This window comes from Rudaea sp. (assembly GCF_036383415.1).
Lineage (GTDB): Bacteria > Pseudomonadota > Gammaproteobacteria > Xanthomonadales > Rhodanobacteraceae > Rudaea.
This window is the reverse complement of sequence record NZ_DASVOK010000363.1, coordinates 17,124-32,811: the sequence shown is the minus strand read 5'-3', so window position 1 is coordinate 32,811 and position 15,688 is coordinate 17,124. Positions and strand designations below refer to the sequence as shown.

The following is a 15,688-nucleotide window of genomic DNA, read 5'->3' as shown; positions in this document are numbered from 1 at the left end:
ATCGCCGCGGCGATGTCCGGCGCCGAATCGACGAGGGTGCCGTCGAGATCGAACAGCACGGCGCGGATGCGGATGCCGCTCATCGATCGGCCCCCGCTGCGGCGCCAACGAGTTCGCGCACCTGCGCGGCGACGTTGGCCGCGGTGAGACCGAACAGTTCGAATAATTTTTCGGCCGGCGCGGACTCGCCGAAACGCTCGATGCCGACGACGCGGCCGCTGTCGCCGACGAGGCGATGCCACGACCCGGTCACGCCGGCCTCGATCGCGATGCGCGGCACGCCCGGCGGCAGGACGCTCGCGCGATAATCGGCGGGCCAGGCTTCGAAGGTCTTGAGATCGGGGATCGAGACGACGCGCAGGCGGATGCTTTCGCTCGCGAGAATCTCGCGTGCCTTGACCGCGAGTGCGATTTCCGAGCCGGTCGCGATCGCGACGGCGTCGGGGCGACCGCCGTCGGCATCGGCGAGTACATAGCCGCCGCGCGCAATCGCCGCGATCTGCGTCGGCATGCGCGGCTGATTCGGCAGATTCTGGCGCGACAGGATCAGGCAGGTGGGACCGTTCCTGTGTTCGAGTGCGGCTACCCAGGCGGCAAGCGTCTCGGTCGCATCGCAGGGGCGTTGCACGTGCACGTTCGGAATCAGGCGCAGGCTCGCGACATGCTCGATCGGCTGGTGTGTCGGGCCGTCCTCGCCGAGGCCGATCGAATCGTGGGTGAAGACGTAGATCACGCGCAGGCCCATCAGCGCGGACATGCGGATCGCGTTGCGGCTGTAGTCCGAGAACGTGAGAAACGTGCCGCCGTAGGGAATATAGCCGCCGTGCAGCGCGATGCCGTTCATGATCGCGCTCATGCCGAATTCGCGCACGCCGTAGTTGATGTGGTTGCCGTAGCCCAGGCCCGCGTCGCCCTTGCGCACGGCGACCGCGCCCTTGAAGTTGGTCAGGTTGGAACCGGTGAGGTCGGCCGATCCGCCGAGTAGTTCCGGCAGCTTCGGCTGCAGCAGGTCGAGCGCGTTCTGCGAGGCCTTGCGCGTGGCGATGTTCGGCGCGGCTTGCTGTACGGCGTCGAGTTTTTCCCGAACGAATTCTTGCCAGCCGCGCGGCAGTTCGCCAGCGACACGGCGCAGGAATTCGACCGCCAGTTCCGGATACGCGTTTGCATAGGCGTCGAACGCGCGCTGCCACTGCGCTTCGCGTTGCGCGCCTTCGCGGCGCGCGTCCCAGCTTGCGTAGACTTCGTCCGGCACGACGAACGGCGCGTGCGGCCAAGCCAGCGCCTTGCGCGCGGCCGCGATTTCGTCGTTGCCCAGCGCGGCACCATGCACGTCGTGCGTGCCGGCCTTGGTCGGCGCGCCCTTGCCGATGACGGTCTTGCAGCAGATCAGGCTTGGCCGGTCGGCGATCGTTTTCGCTTCGAGCAGCGCGCGTTCGATCGCGGCCGTGTCGTGGCCGTCGACGTTGCGCACGACGTGCCAGCCGTAGGCCTCGAAGCGCCGCGGCGTGTCGTCGGCGAACCAATGCTCGACGTGGCCGTCGATCGAGATGCCATTGTCGTCGTAGAAGCAGATCAGTTTGCCGAGTTTGAGCGTGCCGGCGAGCGAGCAGGCCTCGTGCGAGATGCCTTCCATCAGGCAGCCATCGCCGAGGAATACATAGGTGTGGTGATCGACGATCGTGTGCCCGTCGCGGTTGAACTCGCGCGCGAGCAATGCCTCGGCGAGCGCCATGCCGACCGCATTGGTCAAGCCCTGGCCGAGCGGCCCTGTCGTCGTTTCGACGCCGGCGGTCATCCCATACTCGGGATGCCCGGGCGTCTTGCTGTGCAGCTGACGGAAGCGCTTGATCTCCTCGATCGGCAGGTCGTAGCCGGTCAGGTGCAGCAGCGCGTAGAGCAGCATCGAGCCGTGGCCGTTCGAGAGCACGAAGCGGTCGCGGTCGGGCCAGGCCGGATTGGCCGGGTTGTGCCTCAAGTGACCGCGCCAGAGCACGAGCGCGATTTCGGCCATGCCCATCGGCGCGCCTGGATGGCCCGAGTTCGCGGCTTGCACCGCATCGGCGGCGAGGAAGCGGATCGCGTTGGTCAGGTCGCGTTCGGGAGTGGCACTCGTTTTCAGTTCGGCATTCATGACGGCTTCTCGATTACGCGGCAAGCGCGCGGCGTTTGCGATCCATCAATTGCAGGATCATCGGCGTGAAGATCAGTTCCATCGCCAGGCCCATCTTTCCGCCGGGCGCGACGATCGTGTTCGGTCGGCTCATGAACGAGTCGTGCAGCATGCTGAGCAGGTACGGGAAATCGATGCCCTTCGGATTGGCGAAGCGGATGACGAGGAAACTCTCGTCGGCGGTCGGGATGCTGCGCGCGATGAACGGATTGGACGTGTCCACGGTCGGCACGCGCTGGAAATTCACGTGCGTGCGCGAGAACTGCGGGCAGATGTGGCTGACGTAATCGGGCATGCGGCGCAGGATCGTGTCGGTCACCGCCTCCTGCGAGTAGCCGCGCATGCGCTGATCGCGGTGCAGCTTCTGGATCCATTCGAGGTTGAGGATGGGCACGACGCCGACCTTGAGATCGGCGTACTTGGCCACGTCGACATCGCCGTCGACGACCGCGCCGTGCAGACCCTCGTAGAACAGCAGGTCGGTGTTCGGCTTGACGTCCTCCCACGGGGTGAACGTGCCCGGATCCTGCTTGTACGGCGCGGCCTCGCCGGGATCGTGCAGGTATTTGCGCGTGCGTCCGCCACCGGTTTCGGCGTAGTCGCGGAACAGGTCTTCGAGTTCCTTGAACAGGTTCGCCTCGGGGCCGAAGTGGCTGTAGTGGCGATCGCCGCGTTCCTCGGCCTCCTTCATCTGCTGGCGCATTTCGAGACGGTTGTAGCGATGGAACGCATCGCCCTCGACCAGCTGCGCGATCAGGTTCTCGCGGCGGAAGATGTTGATGAAGCTCGACATCACCGTGGTCGTGCCCGCGCCCGAGGAGCCGGTGATGACGAGGATCGGATGTTTGGTGGACATGGTCTTAGGCCCTGGCTTCCGGACGGAACAGCGAGCGTTCGTTGAACAGCGGCGAGACGAAGGGTTGGTCTTCGCCCTTGTCGTGTTCATGGTGATAGCGTTCGATGCGTTCGACTTCGCAGCGCGAGCCGAGGATGACCGGCACGCGCTGGTGCAGTTGCTCGGGCTGTTTCTCGAGCAGGCAGCCGCGCCCGGTCGAAGCGAGGCCGCCGGCCTGCTCGATCAGCATCGCCATCGGGTTGGCCTCGTAGAGCAGGCGCAGGCGCCCGGACTTGTTCGGCGCCTTGCTGTCGCGCGGATACATGAACACGCCGCCGCGGATCAGGATGCGATGCACTTCGGCCACCATTGATGCGATCCAGCGCATGTTGAAATCGCGTTCGCGCGGACCGGTCTTGCCGGCCTTGCACTCCTCGACGTAGCGCTGCATCGGCGGCTCCCAGAAGCGCTCGTTCGAGGTGTTGATCGCGAACTCGCTGGTCTCGTTCGGCACGCTGAGATTCGGATGGGTGAGGATGAAATTGCCGATCTCGCGATCGAGGGTGAAGCCGTGCGTGCCTTGGCCGACGGTCAGCACGAGCAGGGTCGAGGGTCCGTAGATCGCGTAGCCCGCGGCGACCTGCTTCTTGCCGATCTGCAGGAAATCCTGCAGTTGCGGCGGTTCCTCGGAATCGTGTACGAGCACGGAAAAGATCGTGCCGACGGCGACGTTGAGGTCGATGTTGGAGGAGCCGTCGAGCGGATCGAACAGCAACAGATAGCGTCCGCGTTCGTATTCGGCGGGAATGGCGAACGGTTCCTCCATCTCCTCCGAGGCCATGCCGGCGACGAGTCCGCCCCAGTCGCAGTGGCGCAGCATGATCTCGTTGGTCAGCACGTCGAGCGGCTTCTGCGTTTCGCCCTGCACGTTGACCGTTTCGAGCGAGCCGGTGTTGCCTTCGAGCGCGCCCTTCGCCGCGACCGCGCTGATCGCCTTGATCGCCGCGGCGACGTCGACGAGCAGAGCGGCAAGATCGTTGCTCTCCTTCGAGCCCTTGAGTTGTTCGATCAGGAATTTCGAGAGTGTGGTGCGGCGGTTAAACATAAGAGCCTCCGGTACGAATCCACTGCGTCACTTTTTTCCCTGTCATTCCGGCGAGAGCCGGAATGACGAGCTAAGAGCTCTCCTGTTTTCTTTCTCCATCCAATCCGCCGCGAAACACGCGGCTCGCGCGGATGTCTCCCGCGGTGATCGTCATCAGTGCTTCCTTGTCCGGTGCAGACTGCTTGTCCGCGTTTGCGAACAGCCGTTGCGCCTGGCGCAGGCGCGCGCGGTCGAGGGCGTTGCGGATCGAGCGCGCGTTGGCGAAGTGCGGCTGGGCGAGGCGATGCGCTATGTAGTCGCGCATCGCGACGAGTCCGGCTTCGTCGAAGCGGTAGTCCATCTGCGCGGCGATGAGTCGCGCGATCTCGAGCAGCTCCGCCTCGCTGTAGTCGGGAAAATCGATATGGTGGGCGACGCGCGAGGCCATGCCCGGATTGCTGCGGAAGAACGTCTCCATGCGGTTCTTGTAGCCGGCGAGGATGACGACCAAGTCATCGCGCTGGTTCTCCATCACCTGCAGCAGGATTTCGATCGACTCCTGGCCGTAGTCGCGCTCGTTCTCCGGGCGGTAGAGGTAATACGCCTCGTCGATGAACAGCACGCCGCCCATCGCCTTCTTCAGAACCTCTTTCGTCTTCGGCGCGGTGTGGCCGATGTACTGGCCGACGAGATCGTCGCGCGTCACCGCGATGACGTGGTTGCTGCGCGTGTAGCCGAGCCGGTGCAGGATGTCGGCCATGCGCATCGCGACCGTGGTCTTGCCGGTGCCCGGGTTGCCGGTGAAGCTCATGTGCAGGCTCGGCGCGCTCGCGGCGAGTCCGGCCGCGCGCCGCGCCTTGTCGACGAGCAGCAGCGCGGCGATCTCGCGGATGCGCGATTTCACCGGCGTCAAACCGACCAGTTCGCGGTCGAGCTGGGCGAACACCTCGGCGATGCCGCTGTCGCGATAGAGCAGCGCGAGATCGCGGGCGTCGGTGTCGATTTGTGGAATCGTCGCTGCGCTCATGGCCTTTGCTCTGGTTTCCCTTCTCCCAGTGGGAGAAGGAAAGCATCAATACCTCTCGCCTTCTGCATTGCGGTCGACCGCATAGCTTTCGATCGAGTAGCGCAGCGTGCGCCCGGGTTCCTCGGTGCGGACCAGGCGGAAGCCGGGCTCGTCCTTCGGCCGGTTGACGATGAAGGACAGCACGACCGATTCGACCTGATGGGTGGAATCGAACGCGATCACGCGGATGTAGTGGTTCGGGAACGTCGCGCGGCAGTCGTTGATCTCCTTGAGGATGCCGGCCGGATCGCGCAGGTCGAACATCGGGTTGCCGAACATTTCCCAGTAGGTGTTGCGCGGATGCGGATCGTCGGTGTACTCGATGCCGATCGCCCAGCCCTTGTCGAGGGCGTACTTGAGCTGCGCGGAAATCTGCTTGTCGCTCAGATCGGGAAGATACGAAAACGTGCCTTGGGTGATACGCATGATGTTTTCTCCGAAAGGGATTTCGACGGCGCCGCTCAGCTCACGCTCGGCGTGGGCACGAAGTCGCTCGTATCGGTCGAGGTATAGTTGAAGGTGATTTCGCCCCAGGTATCGAGCGCGGCCTTCAACGGCGAACACCACTTCGCGGCATCCTTGAGTATCTGCAAGCCCTCGTTCTTGATGTCGCGGCCTTCGTTGCGCGCGAGCACCATCGCTTCGAGCGCGACGCGATTGGCCGTGGCGCCTGCCTGGATGCCCTGCGGGTGGCCGATCGTGCCGCCACCGAACTGGAGGACGACATCGTCGCCGAACAGGTCCAGCAACTGGTGCATCTGTCCCGCATGAATGCCGCCCGAGGCGACCGGCATGACCTTGCGCAGCGCGCCCCATTCCTGTTCGAAGAAGATTCCGCGTGGCAGATCGATCTGTGTGTGCGTATCGCGACAGACGTTGTAGTAGCCCTGCACGGTGAGCGGATCGCCTTCTAGCTTGCCGACCGCAGTGCCCGCGTGGATGTGGTCGACGCCGACCAGGCGCATCCACTTCGCGATGACGCGGAAGCTGACGCCGTGGTTCTTCTGCCGCGTGTAGGTGCCATGGCCGGCGCGGTGCAGGTGCAGGATCATGTCGTTTTGCCGGCACCAGTTCGACAGCGACTGGATGCCGGTATAGCCGACGACGAGGTCGACCATGACGATGACCGAGCCCAGCTGTTTGGCGAATTCGGCGCGCCGATACATTTCCTCCATGTCGCCCGCGGTGACGTTGAGGTAGCTGCCCTTGACCTCGCCGGTCGCGGCGCTGGCCTTGTTGACCGCGTCCATGACGAACAGGAAGCGATCGCGCCAGTGCATGAACGGCTGGCTATTGATGTTCTCGTCGTCCTTCATGAAATCGAGGCCGCCCTTGAGGCCCTCGTAGACGACGCGGCCGTAGTTGCGGCCGGACAGGCCGAGCTTGGGCTTGGTCGTCGCGCCGAGCAGCGGGCGGCCGAACTTGTCCAGACGTTCGCGTTCGACGACGATGCCGGTCGGCGGACCCTTGAACGTCTTTGCGTAAGCAACCGGAAACTGCATGTCCTCGAGGCGCGCGGCCTTGAGCGGCTTGAAGCTGAAGACATTGCCGATGATCGAGGCGGCGACATTCGTGATCGAGCCTTCCTCGAACAACGACAGATCGTAGGCGACGTAGGCGAAGTACTGGCCCGGGTTGTTCGGCACCGGATCGACGCGGTAGGCCTTGGCGCGATACATGTCGCAGGCGGTCAGGCGGTCGGTCCAGACCACGGTCCACGTCGCCGTGGACGATTCGCCGGCAACCGCGGCGGCGGCCTCCTCGGGCGGCACGCCTTCCTGCGGGGTGATGCGAAACAGAGCGAGGATGTCGGTGGTCTTGGGCACGTAGTCGGGCTGCCAGTAGCCCATCTGCGCGTACTTGAGCACGCCGGCCTTGTAACGCTTGGCGGAACTCTTGATTTCGATTGCCGCTTCGTTCGCGGCCTCTTTCGTCACTGCGTTCATGATTGCCTCCCGAAGTGTGCCTGCAGGCTAGGGCGGATCATGCAAAAGGAAAAGTCAGAAATTGTTTTCATGACTTAAGTAAAAGCTTATGATGAAAAAACGTACCGGAAACGGAGCGTTTCGCCATGCAATCGATGCTGCGTCACCTGAGCCTGCGCCAACTGACCGTGTTCCTTGAAGCGGCGCGGCAGATGAGCTTCGCGCGCGCGGCCGAGGCGTTGCACCTCACCCAGCCCGCGATCTCGATGCAGATCCGCCAGCTCGAAGACGCCGTCGGCCTGCCGTTGTTCGAGCGCGTGGGCAAGAAGCTCGCGCTCACCCAGGCCGGCGAACTGTTCCGTCACCACGCCGCGCGCGTGCTCGGCGAACTGCAGGATGCCGAACGCGTCCTGGGTTCGCTCAAGGGCCTGCGCAGCGGCTCCGCGACCGTCGGCGTCGTCACCACGGCGAAGTACTTCACGCCGAAGCTGCTCGCCCGCTTCGCCAGGCGCCACGCGCAAGTCGACATCCGGCTCCTCGTCGGCAACCGCGAGATACTGATCAACGCGCTGCGCGACAACGAGATCGATTTCGCGATCATGGGCCAGCCGCCGGAAAAGCTCGACGCGATCTACGAGGCGGTCGCCGAGAATCCGCATGTGCTGGCCGTGCACAAGTCGCATCGCCTCGCCCGCGCGCGCAAGCTCGACTTCCACGAATTGCGCGAAGACACGTTCCTCATGCGCGAACCGGGATCGGGCACGCGCCTGATCATGGAGGCCATGTTCAAGCATCACCTGTTCACGCCGAAGAAGATGGTGACGCTGGGCAGCAACGAGACCGTCAAGCAGGCGGTGATGGCCGGCATGGGCATCAGCGTGCTTTCGCTGCATTCGCTGGAACTCGAACTGCGCACGCGCGAAATCGCATTGCTCGACGTGATCGGCACGCCCGTCCTGCGCAATTGGCACATCGTCCACATGAGTGCGAAGAAACTGCCGCCCGCAGCCGCCGCGTTTCGCGACTTCCTGTTCGCGAACACGCACTCGCATCTCGACAAGACCTTTTCGCGATATCGCCGCATCGCGTCGAAGCCGTGACCGGGCCCTGCGATTTCGGCAAGACGAGGGATCGATCGTGGTCAGCGCGATTTGACGAGTGCTAAGATCGCCGCGCACATTGCCGAACGTGTTCCACAACAAGGAGAGAGTCGTGTCATCCGTTCAAAGCCAGCCAGTCTCCTCGGGATTGACGCGCGCCGCCATGTTCCTCGTCGTGCGCGTGAACGAGGGCGAGGCGAGTCGCGATGCCGTGCGCGAATTCTGCGCGGATGCATCCGCCTTCAAGCGTGCCGTGGGCTTTCGCGACACGACGGCGCAGTTGTCCTGCATCATCGGCTTCGGTTCGGATGCATGGGATCGCCTGTTCGGAGCGCCGCGGCCGAAGGAACTGCACCCGTTCCGCGAGATCCGTGGCGTGCACCATGCCGTCTCGACGCCTGGCGACATCCTGTTTCATATCCGCGCTTCGCGCATGGATATGTGTTTCGAACTTGCGACCCAGATCATTGATCGGCTCGGTGATGCGGTGTCGATCGTCGATGAAGTGCACGGCTTCAAATACTTCGACGATCGCGATCTGCTCGGTTTCGTCGACGGCACGGAAAACCCCGAGGGGAATGCGGCCACCGAAGCCACTCTGATCGGGCAGGAGGACGCGGCCTTCGCCGGCGGCAGCTATGTCATCGTGCAGAAGTACCTGCACGACCTTGCGAAATGGAATGCGGTGCCGGTCGAAACGCAGGAGAAGTTCATCGGTCGCGCCAAGCTGTCCGACATCGAGCAGAAGGACAGCGAAAAGGCCTCCTACGCGCACAACGTGCTGACCAACATCGTTGACGAGAACGGCGTGCAGCAGCAGATCCTGCGCGACAACATGCCGTTCGGGGATATCGGCAAGGGCGAGTTCGGCACCTATTTCATCGGCTACGCCAAATCGCCGTCAACGACCGAGAAGATGCTCGAGAACATGTTCGTCGGTTCGCCGCCAGGCAATTACGACCGTCTGCTGGACTTCAGTCGCGCTGTCACCGGGACGCTGTTTTTCGTCCCCACCTCGACGTTTCTGGACGACGTCGGAGCCGACGGCGCCGCTTCATGACAGGATGCCGGCTTGCCGGCATCGCTTTCCGCTGCGCTCCGGGGGTGAATCGAACCGTAGGCTTCAGTCCTTCCACGTCCTGCGCAGCGGATGCGCTTCGGTGTTGAACGTGATTGCATCGAAGTCGAGCGCGGTATCGGGCGCGAACAGCAGGTAGAAGTACTTCAACGTTTCAGCGTAGAGGAAGCTTTCCTGCGAATCCTTCTGCTGCTTCGTCACCACGCTGGTCAGCGCGGCAAAGCCGGTGTCGGTGCGGCACCAGCGCTCGAAATCCTCGAACATTTCGCGGCCTTCGCTTAGATAACGCCCATCGCCGGTGAGGCGGCGCAGGTAGTAGGCCGATTCGACGATTTCCGGGCGCAGCGAATAGCTCGCATCGAGCGCCTTCATCGTGCGGTAGTCAAGCGACTCGGGCTCGATGCCGTGCAGGCGCCACATCTTCATGTTCGACTCCTGCAGGCGACGCGCGCGATCGATGTCGCCGCTGACCGCGAGCAGCGCGGCGAAGAACGCGTCGAGCGAACCCCACTGCGAAGCGCGGCGCGCGCCGGTGTTCATGTCGACGTGGCCGTACCACAGCTCGTTCTTGCGCACCTCGTCGGCGACGTGCGCGTTGAGCCCCTTGATGCTCGTCTCCCACATCGCCTTGCAGTCGGTGTCGCCGAACAGGCGCCAGCACTTGTACAGATACTCGTAGTACGAATCGATGCCGCCGGCGACCGAGCTGTCCGGACTGGTCCACTGGCCGCTGCTGACCTCGAACGTTGCGCCGACGAGGCCGAGCTTGGAGCGGCGTTTGTAAGTTTCGACCAGCGCGCGCTTGGCCTTGTCGTAGTAGATCGATTTGCCGGTGAGCTTGGCCAGCGTGCCGAACTCGAGCAGCAGCGTGCCGGATTCCGCGGGGCCGCTGTCCGTGCCGCGCGTCTTGCCCGTGCGCAGGTTGACGTCGACGTAAGGCAGACCGCTAGGCGAGTCGAACGCAGGCAGCAGGCGCGTGCCGAGATCGTCGGCGAGTTCGAGCAGCTTCTTGTCGCCGGTGAGCTGGTAAGCGGACAGCAGGCCGCCGAGATGGCGGATCGTGATCTCGAACGTCTTGACGTAAATGTCCTGGTCGAACGACAACTTCGTTTCAATCAGCTCGCGCGCCTGTTTCGCCTCGTCGGCCAGGCCCATGACGATCAGCGTGTCGAGCGCGTCGACCGGCGTCATCAGCAGCGGCCGCGCGTACCAGTCGTGCGCCTCCTTGCTCAGCGGACGAATCTCGTCGTGGCCCGCGGCGTACTTCACGTAGCCCTGCCAGGCGCGCTGCGTTTCGGCCTTGACGCGCGCGGCGAGTTGGCCGGATTGCGCGGCGGTGACCACGTCCGTTTTCGTCGCCGCTGTGGCGTGAAGCGCGGAACTGGCGACGAGCAGCAGCGACGGAAGCAATTTGATTAGCGACATGTTCGGTACTCTTGGCAGGAGGGCAAAAAGTGGTTAGCGCGTACGCAAGCTCCGCAGCTTGATGTTGTCTTTCAATTCGGCGAGCGTGGCCTTGCTCTGCAGGCGCAGCGTGACCGACTCGCCCGGTAGCAGAGTCAGCGCGTTGTCGGAAAGCTCGACATCGAGATCGCCGAAGTCGAGCCACAGCGCGCGTGCGAGTTTTTGCGTGGTGACCGTCACGCGGAAAGCATCACCGTCCGCGGCGATGTCGGCGTGCAGGCCAGGATCGGGCAGGGCGAGATCCTTCGCCGCGGCGAAATAGACCTCGCCACGCGACAATATCGTGTCGTGCGTGTGCAGTTCGAACGTGGCCAGCGTGCGTTTCGGATCGGCGCCGTGCAGCAGGTTGGTATCGGCAAACGTGCCGAACTTCGTCACGCCGGCCGCAGCCAGCGTCACCGGCTTGCGCTCTTCGCGCAGCAGCTTGCCGTCGACATCGAGCACGCGCAGACGCAGCTCGGCGGCAACGGGCTCCTGCGTGTCGTTGATCAGGCTCACGCTCGTCTCGCCGCGGTTGCGCAGCACAGCGACGGCGACATCGGCATAGAAGCGCTTCGCATGGAATTGCAGCGCCTTCCAGCGTCCGTACCAGTCCATGCTCGACCACGACGCGCCGGGCCAGACGTCGTTGAGCTGCCAGTACAGCGTGCCCATCGTGTGTGGCCGGCTCGCGCGGTGGTGCAGGGCGGCGAGTTCGATGCCTTCGGCCTGCGCGACCTGGCTGAGGTAGACGAAGTCGGCGAAATCCTTCGGCTCGCCGTATTCGCGCACGTACTTCAGCAGGCGTGTGTTGCCGTCGCCGTAGAGGAATTTCTGGTGCGCGCGGATCACCGGTCCGTCGATTTGCATTTCGTCCGGTCTTGCGATCGCTGCGACGGTGCGCAGCGATGGCCAGGCCTGCAATCCGTACTCCGACATGAAGCGCGGCGTCACCTCGAGATAAGCAGTGGCGGGTTTCGCCGGGCCGCCCCACACTTCCCAGTAGTGGCGGTCGCCGGTGTCGTCGACATCGGGCCGACCTTCGAGATCGTTGCTCGGCGTGCTCGACCAGTACGGCACGCCGCCGCCGTTTTCGGCGACGACGGCGCGCAGGTCGTGCCCGAACAGCGGCACATAGCCTTCGTCCCAGGCCTTCTTCGCCAGCGCGGGTGCTTCCTTTTCGAGTTTCGTCTTCCAGCCCCAGGTCTGCCAGCCAGCCTCGACTTCGTTGTTGCCGCACCAGAGCACAAGGCTCGGATGATCGCGCAGGCGTCGCACCTGTTCGCGCGCCTCGGCCAGCACGTTGGCGTGGAACGCGGGATCGTAGGCCGGCGACAGGCCGCCGCCGAACATGAAATCCTGCCAGACCAGGATGCCCATTTCGTCGGCGAGGTCGAAGAAGTCGTCGGACTCGTAGTAGCCGCCTCCCCAGTTGCGCAGCAGGTTCATGTGTGCATCGCGTGCGGATTCGAGCACGCGCAACTGCTGCACGCGCGTCACGCGCGCGGGGAACATGTCGAACGGAATCACGTTCGCACCCTTGGCGAACACGGGCACGCCGTTGACGGCGAAGGCGAAGCCGCGGCCCTGGTCGTCACGCTCGCGGTGCAGCTCGACGCGGCGCAGGCCGGTGCGTCGGCTCGCTGCAGCCTGCTTGCCGTGCGCATCGCCGACGGTCAGCGAAAAAGTATACAAGGGCTGCGCGCCGTAGCCGACCGGGAACCAGAGTTGCGGATGATCGATGCGCAACGGCATGTCGATGCGGTTCGTGCCGCGTTTGAGCGTTGTGGTTTTCGTCAGTGTTTTCGCATCGGCCGAGCCGCTGCGCCCGTAGTGCAGTTCGAGCGTGACTTCGCCGGCAGCGGCAGCTTCGATTTCGACCTGCGCGGTCAACGCCGCGGCGTCCCGATCGATGCGATCCTGTGCGATATGCAGATCGGCCATGCGCAGCGCATCCCAGCTTTCCAGCCGCATCGGTTTCCAGATCCCGGCGGTGACGTAGCGCGGCCCCCAGTCCCAGCCGTAGTGGTAGCCGGACTTGCGCACGAAGTTCTGCGTGAGCACGCCCTTGGGTTCGTCGCCGAAACCCCAGTCGTAGTTCGCCGGCAGCTTGTACGGCATCGCCTGCACGCGTGCCAGCACCTGCCGGATCGGCGAGTGGAAGACCACGCGCAGTTCGTTGCCGGCGGGTTTGAGCTTGCCGTGCACCGGCAGACGCCACGTGCGGAACATATTGTCGGTCGAGGCCAGCTTGCGGCCGTTGAGGAACACATCGGCGAACGTGTCGACGCCGTCGAACACGAGGTCGTTGTGCGCGCGCGCCAGCGTCGTCGCATCGACGTCGAAACGCGTGCGGTATTCCCAGTCGGCGAGTCCGATCCATTGCAACTCGCCTTCGTGCGCGCCGACGTAGGGATCGACGATCGCGCCATTCGCGAGCAGGTCGGTGTGCACGCTGCCCGGCACGGTTGCGTGTTGCCAGGCCGCCGCGGTCGGATGTGCCTTGGCCTGTTCGCCAGGCACAGCGCGCATCTGCCATTCGGCAGCACCGAGATCGCGTGCCGTCGGCAGATCGGCCCAGGCCGGAACGGAAGCGAACAGTGCGGCGAGAAAAAGACCGCGCATCGTCAGCGCCTCGGCTTCGCCGTATCGAGATCGCGCAGCGCCTGGCCGGGCAGCGCCCATTGCAGGTGCAGGTCCGCGCCGCCGCCGCGCTGCATATAGTGGACGCGCAGGCGATGCGCGCCGTGCTGCAGCGGTACGCGCGCCTCGCGCGGCTGTTCGTAATCCTCGTTGCGCACGATGACCTCGCCGTCGATCGCGATCGCGGCGGCATCGTCCGCGCGTACCACGAAACGATAGATGCCATCCGTGGGTGCATCGAATTCGCCGTCGAAGACGAGACCGAAATTCTTCTTGTCCTTGAAATCCTTCAACGCGAACGATCGGGCTTCGCCACGCTTGACCGGTTCGCCGGCGGCGGCCTTTTCGAATTCAAGCAGGGTAGGAAAGCGGCCTTCGTAGTAGGCGTATGTCAGTCCCGGATTGCCACCGGTGACGGCGACGGCCGGTTTCGGATGGCGATTCCACAATGTGGCATTGTATACACCGCTGCGGCGGCCGTCGGCGGTAACGACGAGCGTGCGCAGCTCGCGCTTCTGTTCGAGCGGCAATTCGACGTCGACCGGCGCGCTGAAACGCGGCGAGAACTTCGGATCGGGCAGGGTGCCGTCAAGCGTGTAATAAATCGACGCGCCGGGCAGCCCCGATGCAAGTTGCAGACGATAGTGCGGCTGGTCGATCTGGAGCACGTCGGCGAGTCCTTGCGGCTCGGGAATGCGATAGCGGATGCCTTCGCGGTCGAGGCGCGGATACTGGTTGGCGAGACGGCGCTCGAAATCCGCATAGGCGCGTGTGGACTGCGCCGACCAACCGACTTCCGCCAGCGCGAGCGCACGCGGGAACGCCGCGTACTCGGCCACTTCCGCGTTGGGCATGTGCTCGCTCCAGACATTGCCCTGCACGCCGAGGATGTGTCCGCGTTCGCGCGCAGAAAGCACCGCTGGCTGTGGATCGTAGGCATAGACCTGCCCGATGGTCAGATAGCCACCGAGTGGGAACAACTCGCTTTCCGCCGGTCCCTGCGCATGATCGAGATAGCAGTACTCGCCGGGCGACATCACCACGTCGTGATTCTGCTTCGCCGCGGCGATGCCGCCTTGCTCTCCGCGCCAGGACATCACCGTCGCGTCGGGCGCAACTCCGCCTTCGAGGATCTCGTCCCAGCCGATGATGCGCTTGCCCTTGGCGTGCACGATCTTCTCGACGCGGCGGATGAACCAGCTCTGCAGTTCCTCTTCGTTCTTCAGCTTTTCGCGCTTGATCAGATCCTGCGCGAATGCGCTCTTCTTCCATGCTTCCTTCGGCGCCTCGTCGCCGCCGATGTGGATGTACGGCGCGGGGAACAGCGCGGCGACTTCGCTCAGCACGTCGTCGAGGAAGGCGAAGGTTTCCTCTTTCGGGCAGAAGATGTTTTCGCTGACGCCCCAGTTCGTCCATACCTCGAACGGTCCCGGCGTGCAGGCGAACTGCGGATAGGCGGCGAGCGCGGCCTGCGCGTGGCCCGGCATCTCGATTTCGGGAATCACCGTGATGTGGCGCGCGGCAGCGTAGGCAACGATCCCGCGCACCTGGTCCTGCGTGTAATAGCCCGGAGCGTAGGGAATGCCGTCGCCGATGTAGGGATCGACCTTGTGATCGACGACGGTTTCGCTGCGCTTCGAGGCGAATTCGGTCAGGCGCGGATATTTCTTGATCTCGATGCGCCAGCCCTGGTCTTCGGTCAGATGCCAGTGGAAGGTGTTGAGCTTGTACATCGCCATCACGTCGAGATATTTTTCGATGAAGGCGACCGGGAAGAAATGGCGGCCGGTGTCGAGGTGCAGGCCGCGCCAGGCGAAGCGCGGCGCATCGTCGATCTCGACCGCGGCGATGTCGAGCTTGTCCTGCTTCGCCGCGGGCAGCAGTTGCATCAGCGTCTGCATGCCGTAGAACACGCCGGCATCGGCACCGACGACATGGATGCGGCGTTCGTCGGTGGTCAGTCGATACGCTTCGGCCGAGCCACCGCGCTTCGTCTTCGTCGTTTCGAACCAGACGAGGTTGCGCTCGTCCTTGCGCGGCGTGCCGTTGTCGATGGCCAGATCGAGGCCCTGGGTGTCGCGCAGCCAGTCGTGGAACATCGTCGCGGTTGCGCGTGCGGAATCGCCCGTGGCGAAAATCCGGGTCTGCCCGTTCAACGCAAATGTGCCCGACCCAGTGTGGATCGAGTGGGGCAGCGGTACGACACCATGCGGCGGCTCAGCGTGAAGCGCAACGGACAGGCACAGCAGGGCGAGGAGGAGGGGAAAGCGCATGCGTGGTGACCTCGAAAAAGCGTGGTATCGAGCGTAACGGATTGTCGCGGTGGCTGGCTCGCAGTCCGGAA

At 64.2% G+C, this 15,688-nt stretch carries 11 protein-coding genes; 2 read left to right on the top strand and 9 right to left on the bottom strand.

Annotation, left to right across the window (positions count from 1 at the left end):
• Nucleotides 1–79: 79 nt before the first annotated feature.
• The 6 genes from tkt to VF497_RS13495 form a co-directional block, all read right to left on the bottom strand.
• Nucleotides 80–2,131 (bottom strand): transketolase, encoded by a 2,052-nt coding sequence (tkt, locus tag VF497_RS13520; protein WP_330889564.1) that lies wholly within the window; start codon nt 2,129–2,131, stop codon nt 80–82.
• A 13-nt stretch (nt 2,132–2,144) separates the two neighbouring features.
• A complete protein-coding gene (locus VF497_RS13515; protein ID WP_330889562.1) occupies nt 2,145–3,026 on the bottom strand; it encodes a phosphoribulokinase in 882 nt (293 codons plus the stop codon).
• Nucleotides 3,027–3,030: 4 nt separating this feature from the next.
• Nucleotides 3,031–4,110, bottom strand: a complete 1,080-nt coding sequence (locus VF497_RS13510) for a class 1 fructose-bisphosphatase (protein ID WP_330889560.1) — start codon at nt 4,108–4,110, stop codon at nt 3,031–3,033.
• Nucleotides 4,111–4,180: 70 nt separating this feature from the next.
• Nucleotides 4,181–5,116, bottom strand: a complete 936-nt coding sequence (gene cbbX, locus VF497_RS13505) for a CbbX protein (RefSeq protein WP_330889558.1) — start codon at nt 5,114–5,116, stop codon at nt 4,181–4,183.
• Nucleotides 5,117–5,161: 45 nt separating this feature from the next.
• On the bottom strand, nt 5,162–5,581 hold the full coding sequence (locus VF497_RS13500) for a ribulose bisphosphate carboxylase small subunit (protein WP_330889555.1): 420 nt from the start codon (nt 5,579–5,581) through the stop codon (nt 5,162–5,164).
• A gap of 35 nt (nt 5,582–5,616) precedes the next feature.
• Nucleotides 5,617–7,101 carry a form I ribulose bisphosphate carboxylase large subunit gene (locus VF497_RS13495; RefSeq protein ID WP_330889553.1) on the bottom strand — a complete coding sequence of 495 codons (1,485 nt, stop codon included), beginning with the start codon at nt 7,099–7,101 and terminating at the stop codon, nt 5,617–5,619.
• A gap of 125 nt (nt 7,102–7,226) precedes the next feature.
• On the opposite strand from VF497_RS13495, the gene VF497_RS13490 reads away from it, so the two are divergent.
• Together VF497_RS13490 and VF497_RS13485 are read left to right on the top strand one after the other, a co-directional pair.
• A complete protein-coding gene (locus VF497_RS13490) occupies nt 7,227–8,180 on the top strand; it encodes a LysR substrate-binding domain-containing protein (protein WP_330889551.1) in 954 nt (317 codons plus the stop codon).
• 112 nt (nt 8,181–8,292) lie between these two features.
• Nucleotides 8,293–9,240: a Dyp-type peroxidase gene (locus tag VF497_RS13485; RefSeq protein ID WP_330889549.1), complete on the top strand. Its 948-nt coding sequence runs from the start codon at nt 8,293–8,295 to the stop codon at nt 9,238–9,240.
• A 63-nt stretch (nt 9,241–9,303) separates the two neighbouring features.
• Here the strand turns inward: VF497_RS13485 and VF497_RS13480 are convergent, their stop codons facing one another.
• From VF497_RS13480 to VF497_RS13470, 3 genes are read right to left on the bottom strand one after another with little or no spacing between them, the layout of a single operon-like run.
• Nucleotides 9,304–10,683, bottom strand: a complete 1,380-nt coding sequence (locus tag VF497_RS13480; protein WP_330889547.1) for a glycoside hydrolase family 47 protein — start codon at nt 10,681–10,683, stop codon at nt 9,304–9,306.
• A gap of 33 nt (nt 10,684–10,716) precedes the next feature.
• Nucleotides 10,717–13,326: a beta-mannosidase gene (locus tag VF497_RS13475; protein WP_330889544.1), complete on the bottom strand. Its 2,610-nt coding sequence runs from the start codon at nt 13,324–13,326 to the stop codon at nt 10,717–10,719.
• Nucleotides 13,327–13,328: 2 nt separating this feature from the next.
• On the bottom strand, nt 13,329–15,617 hold the full coding sequence (locus VF497_RS13470) for a family 20 glycosylhydrolase (RefSeq protein ID WP_330889542.1): 2,289 nt from the start codon (nt 15,615–15,617) through the stop codon (nt 13,329–13,331).
• Nucleotides 15,618–15,688 lie beyond the last annotated feature (71 nt).